The organism is Thalassospira mesophila, assembly GCF_002115755.1.
In the GTDB taxonomy this organism is placed as follows: domain Bacteria; phylum Pseudomonadota; class Alphaproteobacteria; order Rhodospirillales; family Thalassospiraceae; genus Thalassospira; species Thalassospira mesophila.
In genome coordinates this window covers 73743-89967 of sequence record NZ_JFKA01000008.1, presented here as the reverse complement: position 1 = coordinate 89967, position 16225 = coordinate 73743, and the positions used below count along the sequence as shown (strand labels likewise).

The window sequence follows — 16225 nt, the reverse complement described above, 5'->3', positions numbered from 1 at the left end:
GGATCCTGTCTGCCGCGCCTTTAATGGTCTTATTCTTCACCGCTTAACAAACGCGAAGCGACATTGATGTATTTGCGACCGGCATCCTGTGCGGCATTAACAGCCTGGGCCAGCGTCCCCTCGACCCGGACCGATGCCAGCTTGATCAGCAAGGGCAAATTAACCCCGGCGATCACTTCGACATGGGCCTGTTCCATAATCGAGATCGCCAGATTGGACGGGGTTCCGCCAAACATATCGGTCAGCAAGACAACGCCCTGACCACTGTCGACATCTTCCACAGCAGCCAGAATATCGGCGCGCCGCTGTTCCATGTCGTCATCTGGCCCGATGCAGACGGCTGCGACATTTTCCTGCGCCCCGACAACATGTTCCAATGCTGCGACAAATTCCCGCGCGAGATCGCCGTGGGTGACAAGCACCATCCCGATCATGCAGTTTTCTCCATCAAATCATTTCCCCCGGCTTGATTTCATCCGGCTCCGCCGGTTTGTCACGATGACTGAGATGAACGTCATATCCCAGTGTTGATATCCAGTCATTAAGCAGGCGCGCAATATACACGGACCTGTGTTTCCCGCCAGTGCAACCAACCGCAAGGGTCAAATAGCTTTTACCTTCTTCGGCATAGCGGGGCAGTATCGGCCCGATCAGGGCCTTTAGCCGGTCCATAAAACCGGCAAAATCACGATCCTGTGCAACATAGTCGCCAACCCGCACATCCATGCCGGTCAAATTGCGAAGTTCGGGATCATAATGCGGATTGCGCAAAAAGCGCACATCAAAAACCAGATCCGCTTCGCCGGGCACCCCTTGGCGAAACGAAAAACTTTTAACAAAAATCGCCATCTGGCCCGAGGTCGGGCTGGCGAACTGGTCTTGCAAAATTTTGCGAAGCTCGGTGGCCTTCAGGCGCGATGTGTCGATTTGCATATCGGCAATCGCGGCAATCGGTGCCATCAGGCGTTTTTCATGGGCAATCGCATCGACCAGCGGGCGGTCCTGCGTTAATGGATGCGGGCGGCGGCTTTCGGTAAAGCGCTGTTGCAAAACCGAGCTTTGCGCATCGACAAAAACCACAGTCACATCCAGCCCGGACTGCGCGCGCAAAGCGGCTATAATCTCGCCAAACTGATCAACACCAAAATCGCGGGTGCGGATATCAAGGCCGATGGCAACGGGCACGCGCAATTCGGCATCGCCCGATAACAGGTTGGGCAACAGGCGCAAGGGCAAATTATCCACCGCGTCAAAGCCGAAATCTTCCAGAATTTTAAGGCTGGTGGTGCGGCCCGCACCGGAAACGCCGGTGACCAGCACCAGACGCGCATTACCATTGCCCGCAGGCGCGATGCGGCCACTTACGGGGGCATCAACGGTGCTGGAATTGTCTGTCTGGGCTGCATTGCGTTGCGGCATGTCGGGCTTTTGGGGCAGGTCAGTCATGATATAATCCGCATTTTCCCGGTGGCGACGGCCAGTGCGATTTCAATTTTATCGGGCGCACTGGCTTCAAACGCGTTGATCTTCCACACCGGAATTGACACCCCGCACAGCATCTCGCTTGCAAGCTCCGGCATACGGTCGATTATATCATCGCTACCGGGTTCGACCAGATCGGCAATCATGCAAATTTCGGCATGGCGGCAATGCGAAATGCCCGTGATAACACCCAGGCCGCGTATTTCGATCAGCCCGGCGATTTGTTCGGGGGCCGATGCCACCAGCGCCCCGTCGCGGGCAACAAGATCGGTGCGGTCATCAGATACCAGTTGTGCCCCGCGCAAGATCAGGCGCAAGGAAAGATCGGATTTGCCGCTGCCTGACAGGCCCCGCACCAAAATGCCCTGGCCATCAAACGCGACACAGTTTGCGTGAAGCTGTGTCATATCGGGCAAAACGATGCGCGGCCCGGCCCGGCTTGTCAAACGGGGAATTACGGTAAAACGCCCGCACTGCACAAAAAACATCTTTAACGGATTAACGCCCGTTATTTTCCAGCGGTAAACGCACAGTAAACACCGCCCCTTTAACCTCGCCGTCAAGGGTACGGTTGCTCGCACTTAAATGACCATTATGGGCGGCGACGATTCGCTGCGAAATTGACAGGCCCAACCCGGAATGCTGGCCGAACTTCTCGCTTGACGGGCGTTCTGTATAAAACCGGTTGAAAATGGCTTCTTCCTTACCTGCCGGAATACCCGGCCCGTCATCCTCAATCGTGATCACAGCCTGATTTTTATCGCGCCATGCCCGCACGCGCACGTCGCCGTCGGCGGGGCTAAAGGTCAGGGCGTTGGAAATCAGATTGCGAAACACCTGTACCAACCGGCTTTCAAGGGCGGGCACCACCAGGTTTTCAGGGGCGGTTACCTTGACCTGCGGCCCGTCTCCCGCCGCATTATAAAGTTCGGACAAGGTTTGCAGCAAAATGCGCAAGTCAACTTCTTCGCTTTCGGCGCGCGATAATTCGGCGTCCATGCGCGAATAATCGGAAATATCGCTAATCAGCCGGTCCAGTCGTTGCACGTCTTCGGCGATGATTTCCATCAGGCGGCGCTGGCGTTCGGCATCTTTTAACCGGGTGGCGGTTTCAACCGCACTGCGCAAGGATGTCAGCGGGTTTTTAATTTCATGGGCGACGTCGGCGGCAAAACGCTCAATCGCGTCCATGCGGTCCCACAGGGTTTCCGTCATGTCGCGCAGGGTGCCTGACAAATCGCCGATTTCGTCATTCCGGTCGGTCAGGTCGGGGATGGTGAACTGGCGGTTTTTGCTGCGCCGCACCCGTTCAGCCGCGCGGGCCAACCGGTTCAGCGGGCGGGTGATGACGCCTGCCAGATAAATCGACAGCAACACCGTAATGCCAAAGGCAAAAACGAATATTTTTAAAATATCGAGCCGCACCGCATGCAGGGCGGTTTCAATGGTGTCGCCATTTTTGGTCAGCATGATTGATGCCAGAACCTGCTTGAAGCGCTGAACCGGAACGGACACCGACAAAACCCGGCGCCCCCTTCCATCCACCCGCACCACCCCGCGCGAATAGCCCGCAAGGGCGGCGCGCACTTCAGGGTAATCCGACGCACTGGCAATCGGCGGGTCAATATATAGTGGCAGGGGCTGATCACCTTCAAAAAGCGACAACACCCCTTCGGTCAAATTGCGCATAATTTCGGCAAGTTCGTCGTCGTCACCCGGGGCGGGTAATTCTTCGGCCTGCACCGCGCCCGCGCCAAAAGACTGGATATTGCGGCTATCGGCAATCAGTTGCCCGTTGGCCCCAAACAAACGCGCCCGTGCCCCGGTAATGCCGACCAGGCGCCGCACCATTTCACGCGCTGTTTCCAGTTTGACGCGTTCGGTGGCGTCATCGCCGCGGCCCACGGCCGCGGTCGACAAGGCAGCGGCATACATTTCGGCCTGCACCGCCATGGCTTCAAGTTCGGAATGGATAAGTTCCTGCTTGTAGCGCCCCAAATACAAAATCCCCGCCACCAGCACAAAAAGTGCCAGCGCGTTAACGGCAAGGATTCGCCATGTCAGCGGGGAAAACAGGCCATGCCGTTCCTCAAGGCGCACCGTGCGCGCCTCGCCGGAGCGGGTTTCGGTCTGGTTTCCTCCCTGTTGGGGTGCCGAAGCAGTTTTATCGCTCATGCAATCCGTACTTTACCCCGGCACATTTGCGCTAGCCGGGTTGTTGAAGTCGTGTCTGGTGTTTATGCCAAATATCCTAGTCCGTCGAAACACCAACTGCACCGGGCACCACGGCGGCGGCGGTATCGCGATAGCGATAGCCCACACCGTAAAGTGTCTCGATTTCCTTGAATTCCTTGTCGGTTTCACGGAATTTTTTACGCAGGCGTTTGATGTGACTGTCGATTGTACGGTCGTCGACGTAAATATGTTCACCATAGGCCGCATCAATCAGCTGATCGCGGTTTTTAACGTGGCCGGGATGTTTGGCCAGCGCCTGAATCAGCAAAAATTCGGTCACGGTCAGGTTCACATGCTGGCCTTTCCAACTGCACATGTGGCGCGACGGATCAAGAACCAGCTCGCCCCGCTGAATAACATCATCGGACCCCGACGGGCGAATGCCGCCTGCGCGAATAATTTCGGCCCGGCGCAGCAAGGTGCGAATACGTTCAATCAGCAAACGCTGGGAAAACGGCTTTTTGATATAGTCATCCGCCCCAAGACGCAGACCGGTCAGCTCGTCGACCTCGTCATCCTTCGATGTCAGGAAAATCACCGGCATCTGGGTTTTTTTGCGCAAATGCGTCAAAAGTTCCAGCCCGTCCATACGCGGCATTTTAATATCAAGCACCGCCAGATCGGGTTCTTCCCTGGTCAGGGCATGTAATGCTTCGGACCCGTCGGAATAGGTGCTGACTTCATAACCTTCTTCTTCCAGAGCCATCGAAACCGATGTCAGAATATTCCGGTCGTCATCCACAAGCGCTATCTTACTCACCTGGACCCTCGTTTCAAAAATTGAACTACTTAACGTGGACTATACAAAAAACACTGCTTTGTGGCGAAAAAATAACCAGATGCGGCATCTTTGAGGTTTTTCATACCCACTAAACACTGTTGCAATACAACGCATGCAATGCCAAACAAATTCCGGTACCACAATCTGGTACGACAATATCGATATACGCCACCGATATAGGCTAGCCTATTCTTTGGAAGTCCCCTAAGCTGCCGTCACGCTGGCGTGAAGTAAGAACCGTGAACGAGGCGGCACCGGGGCGCAAATGAATTCATATCTTCAAGGGAGGAAGACCTGATGACATCCATTCGTGCGAAATCCGTACTTGCAGGGGCAATGGCGGTAGCACTGAGCTTTGGCACCATGTCGATGGCCAAAGCCGACGAATTTATCAATGTTCTGACCGGCGGTACTTCGGGTGTGTATTACCCGTTGGGCGCGGCACTCGCCAATGTTTATGGCGACAAGATCGAAGGGGTTCGCACCCAGGTTCAGTCAACCAAGGCATCGGTTGAAAACCTGAACCTTCTGCAGGCTGGCCGGGGCGAAATCGGCTTTGCCCTTGGCGATTCGGTTAAACTTGCCTGGGAAGGCAACACCGAAGTCGGCTTTAAAAAGCCGCTTGATAAACTGCGGGGCATTGCCGCCATTTATCCCAACTATATCCAGATCGTGGCATCCAAGGATTCGGGCATCAAGACGCTGGCCGATCTTAAGGGCAAAAGCGTTTCTGTCGGTGCGCCGAAATCGGGCACCGAACTTAATGCCCGCAAGATTTTCGAAGCTGCCGGCATGTCCTATGACGATCTTGGCAAAGTCGAATATCTGCCGTTTGCAGAATCGGTCGAACTGATGAAAAACCGTCAGCTTGATGCGACCCTGCAGTCTGCCGGTCTTGGCGTTGCGTCGCTTAAGGATCTGTCGGCATCGATGGAAGTGACCATTGTGTCGGTTCCTGCCGACGTAGCCGAAAAACTGGGCGCACCTTATGTTGCCCGCGAAATTCCGGCTGGTACCTATGAAGGCCAGGCTGACGATGTTCCGACCGTTGCCATCGTCAACTTCCTGGTCAGCCATTCGGGCGTATCTGATGAAATCGCCTATCAGATGACCAAACAGCTGTTTGAAAACCTGCCGACCCTTGAAGCAGCCCACAATGCTGCCAAGGCCATCAAGCTGGAAAATGCGATTAAAGGCATGCCGTTGCCGCTGCACCCGGGTGCAGAACGTTACTACAAAGAAAAAGGCATCATGTAATCGCCTTGCACGGACAGAAAGCCTCCCACAGGTGATTTGTCCGGTGCTACTTTTTCACCGGTCGGGGTGCAATGCCCCGGCCGGGATTTGCTTTTGCACAGGGCGAACACGCCTTTCGTGACAAATGAAATCCCTTCCTTTGCCTGTTGCCGACATTGCCGGGGAACCTAAATGTCACAAGACCATTCCACCCACCACGTACCTGCCGATTCCCCTGACCTGGCCATCCATGACCCGCTGGTCGACAGCTTTGCCCCGACATTTGAAGGGCGCTTGCTGTTCTGGATCGCCTTTGTGTTTTCGGCCTTCCAAATTTCGACCGCCGCTCATCTGATCGATTTACCCAGCCAGGTCACCCGCGCCATTCATATCGGGTTCCTGATGCTGCTGATCTTTCCGCTGATCGCGATTGGCCGCAGATCCAGCCTGCCGGTTAAAACACTGGCATGGATCCTTGCGCTGTCGGGTGTTGCTGTCGCAGGTTATCAGTGGGTCGAATATAACGACCTGATCCTGCGCGCGGGCGACCCGGTCACCACCGATATTGTCTTTGGCATTGTTGCCCTGATCGGGGTTTTTGTCGGGGCTTATGTCTTAATGGGCCCGGCTTTGCCGATCATTGCGGCATGTTTTCTGGCCTATTGCCTGTTGGGCCAATACCTGCCGTCACCGCTTAATCACCGGGGATACGATTTTACCCAGGTGATCGACCATATGACCTATGGCACCGAGGGCATTTACGGCATTCCGATTTATGTGTCCTCGACCTATATTTTCCTGTTCATCCTGTTTGGCGCTTTTCTTGAAAAGGCCGGGATGATTCAGCTGTTTACCGACGTGTCGATGGGCCTTGTCGGCCATGCGCGCGGCGGCCCGGCCAAGGTTTCGGTGATTTCATCGGGGCTTATGGGTACCATTTCGGGTTCTGGCGTGGCCAATGTGGTCACAACCGGCCAGTTCACCATTCCGCTCATGAAACGTTTTGGCTATCGCCCGGCCTTTGCCGGCGGGGTTGAAGCCACATCAAGCATGGGTGGCCAGTTGATGCCCCCGGTGATGGGGGCTGTGGCCTTTATCATGGCCGAAACACTGGGCGTTGAATATTATCAGGTCGTTCAGGCGGCGTTAATTCCGGCGATCCTGTATTTTGCCTCGGTCTTCTGGATGGTGCATCTTGAAGCGGGTAAATATGGCCTGTCGGGCATTGCCAAAGCCGACCTGCCCTCGCCGCGTGCGGCCATCCGCAAAAGCTGGTATTTGCTGTTGCCGTTGGGCGTCCTGGTTTATTTGCTGTTTACCGGTTACACCCCGCTTTTTGCTGGTACGATTGGCCTGTCGCTGACGGTATTGCTGATTTTGGGAAGCTCGATTGTGCTGGGCATGCCCAAGGGCACAATCCGCATGATTTTCTGGATCGGCCTTGGCCTGATTGCCGCGGCTTTTCTGGAATTTGGCATTTACGTTATTATCACCGCCATTGCCGTGCTGATGGTGTGGAACGCCCTTTCCAAGGGCGGACGTGAAACCTTGATAATCTGCCGCGACTCACTGGCAGAAGGGGCAAAAACCGCCCTGCCGGTCGGCGTTGCCTGCGCCATTGTTGGCATCATCATTGGCACCATGACCCTGACCGGGGTTGCCAATACTTTTGGTGCCTTCATTGTTCATGTCGGGTCGCAAAGCCTGTTTTTATCGCTGATCCTGACCATGATCACCTGCATCGTGCTGGGCATGGGCATTCCGACCATTCCCAACTATATCATCACCTCGTCCATTGCCGGGCCCGCCCTGTTGCAACTGGGTGTTCCGCTTATTGTCAGCCACATGTTCGTGTTTTATTTTGGCATTCTTGCCGATCTGACGCCGCCGGTGGCACTGGCCTGCTTTGCCGCAGCGCCAATTGCGCGGGCAAGCGGGCTTAAAATTTCGTTCGAGGCGATAAAGGTGGCGGCGGCGGGCTTCCTGATCCCGTTTATGTCGGTTTATACCCCGGCATTGATGCTTCAGGATGGCGGCCCGATGGCCGATGAAATCGGCTATTGGCCGGCTGTTGCCTATATCTTTATCAAAACCACCATCGCCATTGGCCTGTGGGGCATGGCCGTGATTGGGGCGCTTAACATTCGTCTGACGGTACCAGAACGGTTGATTGCCGTGGCTGCGGCCTTCACCCTGATTGCAGCATACCCGATAACCGATCTTCTCGGTTTTGCCCTGTTTGCCCTGTTTTGCGTCATGCACTGGTTGCGGTTACGCAAAATCAGCGACGCGGCAGGGGCCTGAACCGATGGGACTTTGCATACTGACAGCAAGTAAAGCCATCAGCCTTGCCATCACGGCTTTTACCTTGTCGTGGATGCATTCGGTGGAACATACCGGCTGGCAGGAAGATTACCATATTACCCCTGCCGGGCTTGAACTTGTGCAAGCCCGCGTCAAGGGCAGCGGTGCCGGAATGGAACCGCCGCCCGATGCGATTTTAAAAGACGACTGGTGGGTTTACACCCCGCACCTGCAACCGTTGCCCGAACTTAACCTTGCGGCATCGGGGGCAACTGGCGGGGGCTGGCATGTATGCAGCCCGCAATTAAAGAACTGCCTTGATCTGGGCGAACAGGCGCAAGCCCCGATCAAGGTAACACCATGCGATGTGGATGGCCCGACCGGCACGGTTTCCGCGCACGGGTAACCGGGACAGGCCGGGGCCATGGTTCCGGACCGCCAAAAACCACCCAAAATACCACGCGGCATTGTCACATTGGCAATGCCGCTTTTTCGTATGCGCTCTTGTTTACCAGCGGTTTGGTCTGGTTGACCTATCCAGTGGGGCAGGTAGACGCCTCCGATTTGAATCGATACAATTACCGTCATATTCACAATCAACATTCAAACCTGCAAGTTATTAAATGGCATTTTTCCACCTTCTGCGGCAAGCACCCCGCCCGTTGGCTTTTGGTGCGCTGCACAGTTTTGGCTCGGCCTTTGGCCAGACATTTCTGATCGCCCTGTTTGTCCCGTTTATTTCACAAAGCCTGGGCATCAACGAAACCGGCTTTGCCAATATTTACGCTGGCATCACCATTGCCAGTGCAGCGGCCCTGCCGTTTATCGGCCGCATGATCGACCGGGTCGACATGTTGCGTTACAGCCTGATCGTCATGGTTTTTCTGGCCGCGGGCTGTTTTGTGATGTCGGCGGCAAGCAATGTTATTGTCCTGATCGGCGGGCTGTTTATGTTACGCTTTGCAGGCCAAGGCTTGATGTCACATGTCAGCATGACCAGCATCGCCCGGTATTTTGACCGCAACCGGGGCCGTGCCCTTGCCATTGCGGCCTTTGGCTTTCCCATGGCCGAGGCGATTATGCCCGCGATCTTTCTGGCGCTGATTGCCGCCTTTGGCTGGCGCGGGGCCTATATTGTGGCGGGCATTGTTATTTTGCTGGTGATGGTGCCGCTTGCAACCTGGCTGGTGCGCGGTAATCGCCATTTTCGGGCCGTGCCCGTCGCCGAACCGGCCCTAACAGCGCCGGAGCCAGGTGCCGACATCGGCGCAGGCACCGTTGGCACCACACAAACCCCGTCAGAAACAGAAAATGATCGCGTTGCGGCGGCTGCGGCGGCGGCGACTCCTGATCCCCATCACCAAACCAGCCACAGCCACCCCATCCATCCCCGCCTGTTTAAATCGGCTTATATCTGGTTATCGATGCCAATGTTGGCGGGGCAGCCCCTGGTGTTAACCGCCCTGTTTTTTCATCAGGCGGTTATTGCCGCTCAAAAGAACATCGATCTGGGCTGGTTTGCTGCTGGCTTCACCCTTTTTGCCATCACATCGGTATTGGGGGCTTTTGGCAGCGGGCCGTTGATTGACAAATACGGGGCGCGAAAGCTGTTTCCCTATCATCTGCTGCCGCTAATGATGGCGGTTGTGGTGCTGGCGATGACCGAAACGGCACAGGTTATTCCGGTTTATATGGCGTTGGCAGGCTTTACCACCGGCACGGCCACCACATTACGCACCGCAATCATCCCCGAACTGGTCCCCATGAGCGAAATTGGCTCGGTGCGTTCCAGCCTGACCGCGATCATGGTGCTGGCATCCTCGGCGGGGCCGCCCATATATGGCTGGCTGTTTGCCGCACATGTTAATTTGCCCACCATATTAATCGCCACAGTGATCGGCATGGCGATTGCCACCGCGTTATCGTGGCTGGCCGAACGGCCGGGTTTTTATGTGCCGCCGCATTTCGGGCAGCGCCGGGCGGCCTGAACATCGCGTCGCCAAAACCGCCGTCATGTTAAATCAGGTTGATCTTGCACATTTGGGCACAAATTGGTGCGAGCAGACAAAAAAATGGCCCGGAACACCAAAGTGTCCGGGCCAGTCGGGAAAACAGCGTCATAACTTGGGAGGAAGGACGCTATAGTAAAACTCGGGTAGAGACCGGATCGCACAAAGCGCGCTCACGGTTAACATCCTTGCGGATGATCAGGCTGCACCACCAACGGTGCCATGCGGGGTCGCATCGTGGCGCGCCTTCGGGCTGATGCCCTTAAACAGGCTGCGGAAGAAACCACTGATATATTCAGCACGAAGCTGCTGGCCCTTACGCACGCCAGCTTCGATCTCGCTGGTTTCGATCGTCAGCAATTTGATGTCAGCAAACGTCCTCATAGCGGACCTCCTTGAATTTCGTTTTCTGCGGCATGATCGCCGCCTCGTCTGAAAAACAATCTAATTCTCTTTACTGCGAAGGGGAATTACCTCAATATGCACATTACTTATGAAGAATGATCACAAATAACGAAAATGGTCTGAGGAAACGCCGATGGATCGCGCCGCAGAAATGGAAATCTTTGTCTATGCTGTTGAAGAAGGCAGCTTTTCCGCAGCGGCCCGGGCCTTGCGCCTGTCGCCATCGGCGGTATCGAAATACATATCAAGGCTGGAGGACCGTTTGGGTGCCCGTTTACTGATGCGCACCACCCGCCAGCTTAGCCTGACCGAGGAAGGCCGCGCCTTTTACGAACGCGCGCGCACCATTCTTAATGAAATAAACGAAGCCGAAGAAGTCGTCACCCAGCTTTATGCCGCCCCGCGCGGTACATTGCGAATAAACGCGTCGGTGGCCTTTACCAAATATCAGGTCGTGCCGCTGATTCCGGAATTTCTCAATATGTATCCCGATGTGCGGATCGAACTCACACTCGACGATAAATTTACCGATCTGGTCAACGATGGGTATGACCTGGCGATCCGGTTATCCGAGCTTGAGGATTCCTCGCTGATTGCGCGCAAATATGCGGTTAACCGCCGTTTTATCGTCGCATCGCCCGATTATCTGGAAAAAAACGGCATTCCGCGCAAGCCGCAGGATCTGGTTAATCATAACTGTTTGCACTTGTCCTCGCGCGAAAGTTTTAACGACTGGCATTTTGAAACCCCCGAAGGCCATATGTCGTTTCGCGCCCAGGGCAGTTTTTCCGCCAATGACGGCGACGCCCTGCATGCCGCCGTGGTCGCTGGCCTTGGTATGGCGCGACTGGCCGAATATCTGGTTCATGAAGACATTCGCGCTGGTCGCCTTACTCCGGTTCTAACCGACTTTATCCATGACCGGGCGTGGATTTCGGCGGTGTATCCGCATAAACGGCACCTTTCGCCCAAGGTCCGCGCCTTTGTGGATTTTCTGGCCGAAAAATTCACCCCGGTACCGCCATGGGAACTGGGCATGCGCGATGCGCGGTCCTTTACCCGCCCGCGCGAAGACGGCAAACCGGCGCAAACCGACCAAAAGGCCTTAAACCCCGAAGCCGCCGCCAAAGGCCAGCCATCCTGATTTTTACCGTTCCGGTACGGGCCTTGCTATACAACAACACCCCGCCGCACATAGTGCCGACGGGGTGTTTTGCTATGGCATGGCCCCGAAAACAACAGGGCTGGCATTAACGGGCGGAAAAAGCCGGAACTGATTTATTCCAGAACAACGCCCTGTGCCAGTTTATCAAAACCGCGCAACACCGCATCGGCATCCATTGCCGCTTTGCCGGGGCGCTGAATCCGCGTTGGGCGTAATCCGCCGCCACTGCCGCATGCAATGGTCAGTTGATCGTCAACAATTTCGCCAGGTTTGCCCGTGGCCCCCTTGGCGTTGGCAATAATTTCGGCCCGCTGGACCTTGATCCGTTCTTTCCCAAGGTCAAAATAGGCCCCCGGCCACGGCGTAAAGGCGCGGATTTTGCGTTCCAGCGCGGCCGCGTCGTCGGCGAAATCCAGCCGGGCTTCGGTTTTTTCGAGTTTGGCGGCATAGGTCACGCCATCATCAGGCTGTGGTGTTGCCACCAATCGACCGGCTGGCAGTTTTTCCAGCGCATCGACAATCAAACGTCCGCCCATTTCAGCCAGATCATCATGCAGGGCATTGGCATAGGTGGCAGGCGTGATGGCAATTTCATCGACCAGCAACATATCGCCGGTATCAAGCCCGACATCCATTTGCATGATCGTCACACCGGTTTTGTCGTCTCCGGCTAAAATCGCACGCTGAATCGGTGCTGCGCCGCGCCAGCGCGGCAGCAAAGACGCATGGATATTCAAACACCCCATTTTCGGCGCATCAAGTATCGTCTTGGGCAAAATCAGGCCATAGGCCGCAACCACCGCCACATCGAGATTCAAATCGGCAAAGGCCTGCTTTTGCGCATCTGATTTCAGCGAAACCGGGGTGCGCACCTCGATCCCGTGATCGGCGGCCCAGGCATGAACCGGCCCGGGGGTTTCCTTGTGCCCGCGCCCGGCGGGGCGGGGCGGTTGCGAATAAACACACACCACATCATGACCCGCTGTCACCAGTTCCTTTAACGCCACCAGGGCAAAATCCGGCGTTCCCATAAAGGCAATTCGCAGCTTTGTCATGACCCAACCCAATTCTTTCTGATTCCCAAACTGATATGCGCGCAATTTGGCGCTATGATCGCCAAATTACAAGGCCAGCTTGCAGCACAAACCATTCTGCCAAGCAACCCGCCAAGGAACATATCAGTTAGCCTTTTAAATATAGCCTTTGACGAATAACATATCGAGATGTATATTCATCAAAGGCTATATCTTTATTTGATAATTTTATACACGGTCGTGGCGATTTCCGCCTCAAAACCTTTTCAGGAACGAGAACTGTGTGGACAGTTGTTTTTTGTGATGAATTTGACGATGAATTTAGCAATAACTTCGATCAGAACTTACAAAATACAATTCTTGCCAAGGCCCGAGCCCTTGAAAAGGGTGGTCCAACGATTGGGCGACCCTATGTCGATACGTTAAATGATTCCAGACATCCCAACATGAAAGAACTCCGGTTTGATCATGCCGATGGAACATGGAGACTGGCCTTTGTCTTCGACCCGGATCGAAATGCCGTCGTTCTGGTCGCAGGTGATAAATCCGGTGTTTCGCAGAAACGCTTTTACAAACAGCTGATTCGGAAGGCTGATCAGCGTTATGACAATCATCTCGCGTCACTGAAACGGAAATAGCACGTCCATTTCCGAATTCCGCAGTTACCTATTCAGCAATTTATAGCGTCAGGAGATGTTAAATGGCACGCAAACTGGGCGAGATACTCGAGAAACTCCCCAAAGAACGGCGCGATTTGATTGAGGCCCAAGCAGACCTCTTTCTTGATGAAATTCACGGTCTGGAAAAGCTTCGCAAATTAAAAGGGCTGGTACAAAAAGATATCGCCAACCATCTTGGTATCCAACAGGCTTCCATTTCGAAAATGGAACGCCAGACAGACATGTATCTTTCTACGTTAAGAAACTTTGTCGAGGCATGTGGCGGCAAACTGGAACTGACCGTGACTTTCCCCGATCAGACCGTTCCGCTAAAGCTCAAGGCATTATCCGAATAAGACGACCTATGAAAGCTCCGTGAAAAATCGGGGAACTTTTCAGGCTGATTTTTTGGATTTTTGCAGCTTGATGACCTTTTTCAGGATCATGTTGCGTTTCAGCGCGCTCAGATAATCGGTGAACAGGATGCCATCGAGATGGTCAACCTCGTGCTGGATACAGGTTGCCAGCAATCCGTCTGCCTCGATCTCGTGTTCCTTGCCGTTTTCGTCAAGGTAGCGCACACCCACTTCAAGCGGGCGTTCGACATCGGCATATTGATCGGGGATCGACAGGCAGCCTTCCTGATAGACCGCGCAATCTTCCGATTCCCAGATGATTTCGGGGTTCACCATTTTCAGGGGGGCGGGCGTTTCCTTATCTTCGGAAACATCCAGCACGATCAGGCGTTTCATCACGCCAATTTGCGGACCGGCAAGGCCAATGCCCGGCGCGTCATACATGGTTTCGAGCATATCATCGAGAATCTGGCGAATGTCGTCATTCACCTCGGATACCGGGTCGCATTCCTGCTTTAAGCGAGGATCAGGAACGATAAGAATTTCGCGCAAGGCCATGTCAGGTTTTCCGGATGCAAAAGATGAAACCGCCCCCAATGGAACGGCTTCAATATAATATAAGTCGGGCTTGGAGATAAGACCGCAAGTTATGGGAGTCAAGAAGTCCGTCCCTGTCCCCCCAACAAAGATGCCCTGCCACCCCTTGCAAGGCCCGTAACAACACATCCGTCTCAGGATCAGGATCAGGCCTTAGATGCGTCGCCGTCTTCGAGCAAGTCCGCCGTCAGTTCCGGCTTGCTCAATTGGCGCACATGGGTTTCAGACTGTAACGGTTGATCAATCTCGCGGTCATCAGCAACAATATGTTTTTCCTTCAAGCGCTTGGCCGAAACCAGAACCGAGCTTTCCAGCGAGCCGAGTGTTTTGTTGTAATGTCTGACCGTGCCTTCAAGCGATTTGCCCATCGCGGTAAAGTTTTTGGCAAGTGCGCCTAACCGGTCAAACAGTTGCTGGCCAATTTCGCTAATGTCGCGGGCATTATCGGCCAGGGCTTCCTGGCGCCAGCCATAAGCCACCGCCTTTAACAGGCCCAAAAGCGTGGTCGGCGTTGCCAAAATCACCCCGTCGCGGAAACTGTCTTCGATCAGGCTGGGGTCACGCTCTAATGCTGCTGAAAAAAAGCTTTCACCGGGCAAAAACAGCACCACAAATTCCGGCGAATTAACCGATTTCCAGTATGATTTCTTGGAAAGGCCGGTAATAACCTTGCGCACATTGGCAACATAGGTCGTCATCAGGGCTTCGCGGCGGTCATCATCGTATTTTTCTTCAATCGCTTCGAGATAGGCCGATGTCGGGGCCTTGGCATCAACAACAATGTTTTTACCGCCCGGCAGGCGAATCACCATGTCGGGTTTCTGGTCGCCTTCATCGGTTTTAAAGTGAACCTGTTCTTCGAAATCACAATGGTTGAGCATGCCCGAAAGCTCGACAATGCGCTTAAGCTGCAATTCGCCCCACTTGCCCGAAACTGACGAACTGGACCGCAAGGCAGAACTTAACGTTTGCGTTTCGCGTGACAGGCGCTGTTGCGATGTTACCAGCGACCCCACCTGTTCACGCAACTCGCCATAGGCTTGCTTGCGTGAATTTTCAAGCTCATTAACCTTGACATCAAAGGCTTCCAGCCGTTCCCGGATGGGTTTTACCAACCCGTCAATCGCCTGCTGGCGTTTTTCAAGGTCGCCCTTGGCCCCTTCCTGAAGACGCGAGAAGTTTTCGCGCGCCATTTTCATGAACTCGTCATTGTTGATTTTCAGGGCATCGGACGACAGCGCCTTGAAACTATCAAGCAACTTGACCCGCGCATCATCAAGCATTTGCAGCTTTTCCTGCGCGGCTTCGCGTTCTTTTTCCAGCGAGGTTTCAAGCTCGGCGCCTTTTTCGCGCCAATGCTCCAGCGAGCTCCGCAATTCGCGAATTTCACCTTCCAGCCCCGGCACCCGGTTGGCTGTGGTTTCGGCAATCGCACGTTTTTCCGATGCGGCATCAAAACGGTCGCGCAATTGCGCCAGCTCGGTGGCAAGGTCGCGCCGGGTTGCTTCGGTCTGTTCCAGTTGTGCTGCCAGCAGGGCATTGTGCGCCTCGGCCTCAGCCCTGGCCGAGTCCCGCGCGCGTTTAACCAACTGCACACTGAAAATTAGCGACACCACCAAAACCGCAATGCCACCCACGGCAAGAGAAACCGGATCCATAACCACACCATCTGATTGCAATATCATCTGCTTGTATCTGTTTTGTTCCATCAAATCCAGCAGCCATCCCGTTATTTGGCAAAGTTCATCTTCCAGGACGCGGGGAAAGCGGCATTTTCATTTCCAACCGGATTTTCAAGGCAACGACAATGACATTAAGGAACTGGCCGCACAGATCGTAATGCAGGGCTGCGCCGCGCAAAGACGCAACCTTCACTGGAAATTTCCGTAAAATTCACCTATGTTTCAACGAGATAATTAACCGACGCCAGAAATTTTCCCGCAGCCCTGTTTTTGCGCCATC

17 protein-coding genes are annotated in these 16225 nt (G+C 54.6%); 7 read left to right on the top strand and 10 right to left on the bottom strand.

Annotated features, from left to right (window positions below):
• Window positions 1-29: 29 nt before the first annotated feature.
• From TMES_RS16275 to TMES_RS16255, 5 genes are all read right to left on the bottom strand, one after another.
• Window positions 30-434, bottom strand: coding sequence for a PTS sugar transporter subunit IIA (locus tag TMES_RS16275; RefSeq protein WP_085584449.1), 405 nt, complete (start codon window positions 432-434; stop codon window positions 30-32).
• 13 nt (window positions 435-447) lie between these two features.
• Window positions 448-1446, bottom strand: coding sequence for an RNase adapter RapZ (gene rapZ, locus TMES_RS16270; RefSeq protein WP_245835486.1), 999 nt, complete (start codon window positions 1444-1446; stop codon window positions 448-450).
• Window positions 1443-1889, bottom strand: coding sequence for an HPr kinase/phosphorylase (locus tag TMES_RS16265; RefSeq protein ID WP_085584590.1), 447 nt, complete (start codon window positions 1887-1889; stop codon window positions 1443-1445). The genes rapZ and TMES_RS16265 overlap by 4 nt, the downstream gene beginning before the upstream one ends.
• A 91-nt stretch (window positions 1890-1980) precedes the next feature.
• On the bottom strand, window positions 1981-3657 hold the full coding sequence (locus TMES_RS16260; RefSeq protein ID WP_085584447.1) for a stimulus-sensing domain-containing protein: 1677 nt from the start codon (window positions 3655-3657) through the stop codon (window positions 1981-1983).
• A 76-nt stretch (window positions 3658-3733) separates the two neighbouring features.
• Window positions 3734-4477 carry a response regulator transcription factor gene (locus TMES_RS16255; protein WP_085584445.1) on the bottom strand — a complete coding sequence of 248 codons (744 nt, stop codon included), beginning with the start codon at window positions 4475-4477 and terminating at the stop codon, window positions 3734-3736.
• A gap of 318 nt (window positions 4478-4795) precedes the next feature.
• Here TMES_RS16255 and TMES_RS16250 point away from each other — a divergent pair, with 318 nt between their 5' ends.
• The 4 genes from TMES_RS16250 to TMES_RS16235 all read left to right on the top strand — a co-directional run bounded on the left by TMES_RS16250 (window position 4796) and on the right by TMES_RS16235 (window position 10026).
• Window positions 4796-5755: a TAXI family TRAP transporter solute-binding subunit gene (locus TMES_RS16250; protein WP_085584443.1), complete on the top strand. Its 960-nt coding sequence runs from the start codon at window positions 4796-4798 to the stop codon at window positions 5753-5755.
• Between the two features lie 171 nt (window positions 5756-5926).
• Complete coding sequence (locus tag TMES_RS16245) at window positions 5927-8038, top strand: TRAP transporter permease (RefSeq protein ID WP_085584441.1); 2112 nt, start codon at window positions 5927-5929, stop codon at window positions 8036-8038.
• A 4-nt stretch (window positions 8039-8042) separates the two neighbouring features.
• Window positions 8043-8444: a DUF1850 domain-containing protein gene (locus tag TMES_RS16240; protein ID WP_085584439.1), complete on the top strand. Its 402-nt coding sequence runs from the start codon at window positions 8043-8045 to the stop codon at window positions 8442-8444.
• Window positions 8445-8661: 217 nt separating this feature from the next.
• A complete protein-coding gene (locus tag TMES_RS16235; protein WP_085584437.1) occupies window positions 8662-10026 on the top strand; it encodes an MFS transporter in 1365 nt (454 codons plus the stop codon).
• 219 nt (window positions 10027-10245) lie between these two features.
• On the opposite strand, the gene TMES_RS16230 is transcribed toward TMES_RS16235, so the two are convergent.
• Entirely contained in the window at window positions 10246-10431 is a 186-nt protein-coding gene (locus TMES_RS16230) for an RSP_7527 family protein (RefSeq protein ID WP_085584435.1), read from the bottom strand.
• A gap of 154 nt (window positions 10432-10585) precedes the next feature.
• On the opposite strand from TMES_RS16230, the gene TMES_RS16225 reads away from it, so the two are divergent.
• Window positions 10586-11596, top strand: a complete 1011-nt coding sequence (locus tag TMES_RS16225) for a LysR family transcriptional regulator (RefSeq protein ID WP_085584433.1) — start codon at window positions 10586-10588, stop codon at window positions 11594-11596.
• Between the two features lie 134 nt (window positions 11597-11730).
• Here TMES_RS16225 and fmt read toward each other — a convergent pair whose 3' ends face one another.
• A complete protein-coding gene (gene fmt / locus TMES_RS16220; RefSeq protein ID WP_085584431.1) occupies window positions 11731-12672 on the bottom strand; it encodes a methionyl-tRNA formyltransferase in 942 nt (313 codons plus the stop codon).
• 260 nt (window positions 12673-12932) lie between these two features.
• On the opposite strand from fmt, the gene TMES_RS16215 reads away from it, so the two are divergent.
• Both TMES_RS16215 and TMES_RS16210 read left to right on the top strand, forming a co-directional pair.
• Window positions 12933-13289, top strand: coding sequence for a type II toxin-antitoxin system RelE/ParE family toxin (locus TMES_RS16215; protein ID WP_085584429.1), 357 nt, complete (start codon window positions 12933-12935; stop codon window positions 13287-13289).
• A gap of 62 nt (window positions 13290-13351) precedes the next feature.
• Window positions 13352-13666 (top strand): XRE family transcriptional regulator, encoded by a 315-nt coding sequence (locus tag TMES_RS16210; protein ID WP_085584427.1) that lies wholly within the window; start codon window positions 13352-13354, stop codon window positions 13664-13666.
• Window positions 13667-13705: 39 nt separating this feature from the next.
• Here TMES_RS16210 and def read toward each other — a convergent pair whose 3' ends face one another.
• From def to TMES_RS23420, 3 genes are all read right to left on the bottom strand, one after another.
• Window positions 13706-14224: a peptide deformylase gene (gene def, locus TMES_RS16205; protein ID WP_085584425.1), complete on the bottom strand. Its 519-nt coding sequence runs from the start codon at window positions 14222-14224 to the stop codon at window positions 13706-13708.
• A gap of 185 nt (window positions 14225-14409) precedes the next feature.
• The gene (locus TMES_RS16200; protein ID WP_245835485.1) at window positions 14410-15948 is read right to left on the bottom strand and encodes a DNA recombination protein RmuC; all 1539 of its coding nucleotides are present in this window, start codon (window positions 15946-15948) and stop codon (window positions 14410-14412) included.
• Window positions 15949-16006: 58 nt separating this feature from the next.
• Window positions 16007-16138: a hypothetical protein gene (locus tag TMES_RS23420; protein WP_281253490.1), complete on the bottom strand. Its 132-nt coding sequence runs from the start codon at window positions 16136-16138 to the stop codon at window positions 16007-16009.
• Window positions 16139-16225: the final 87 nt, after the last annotated feature.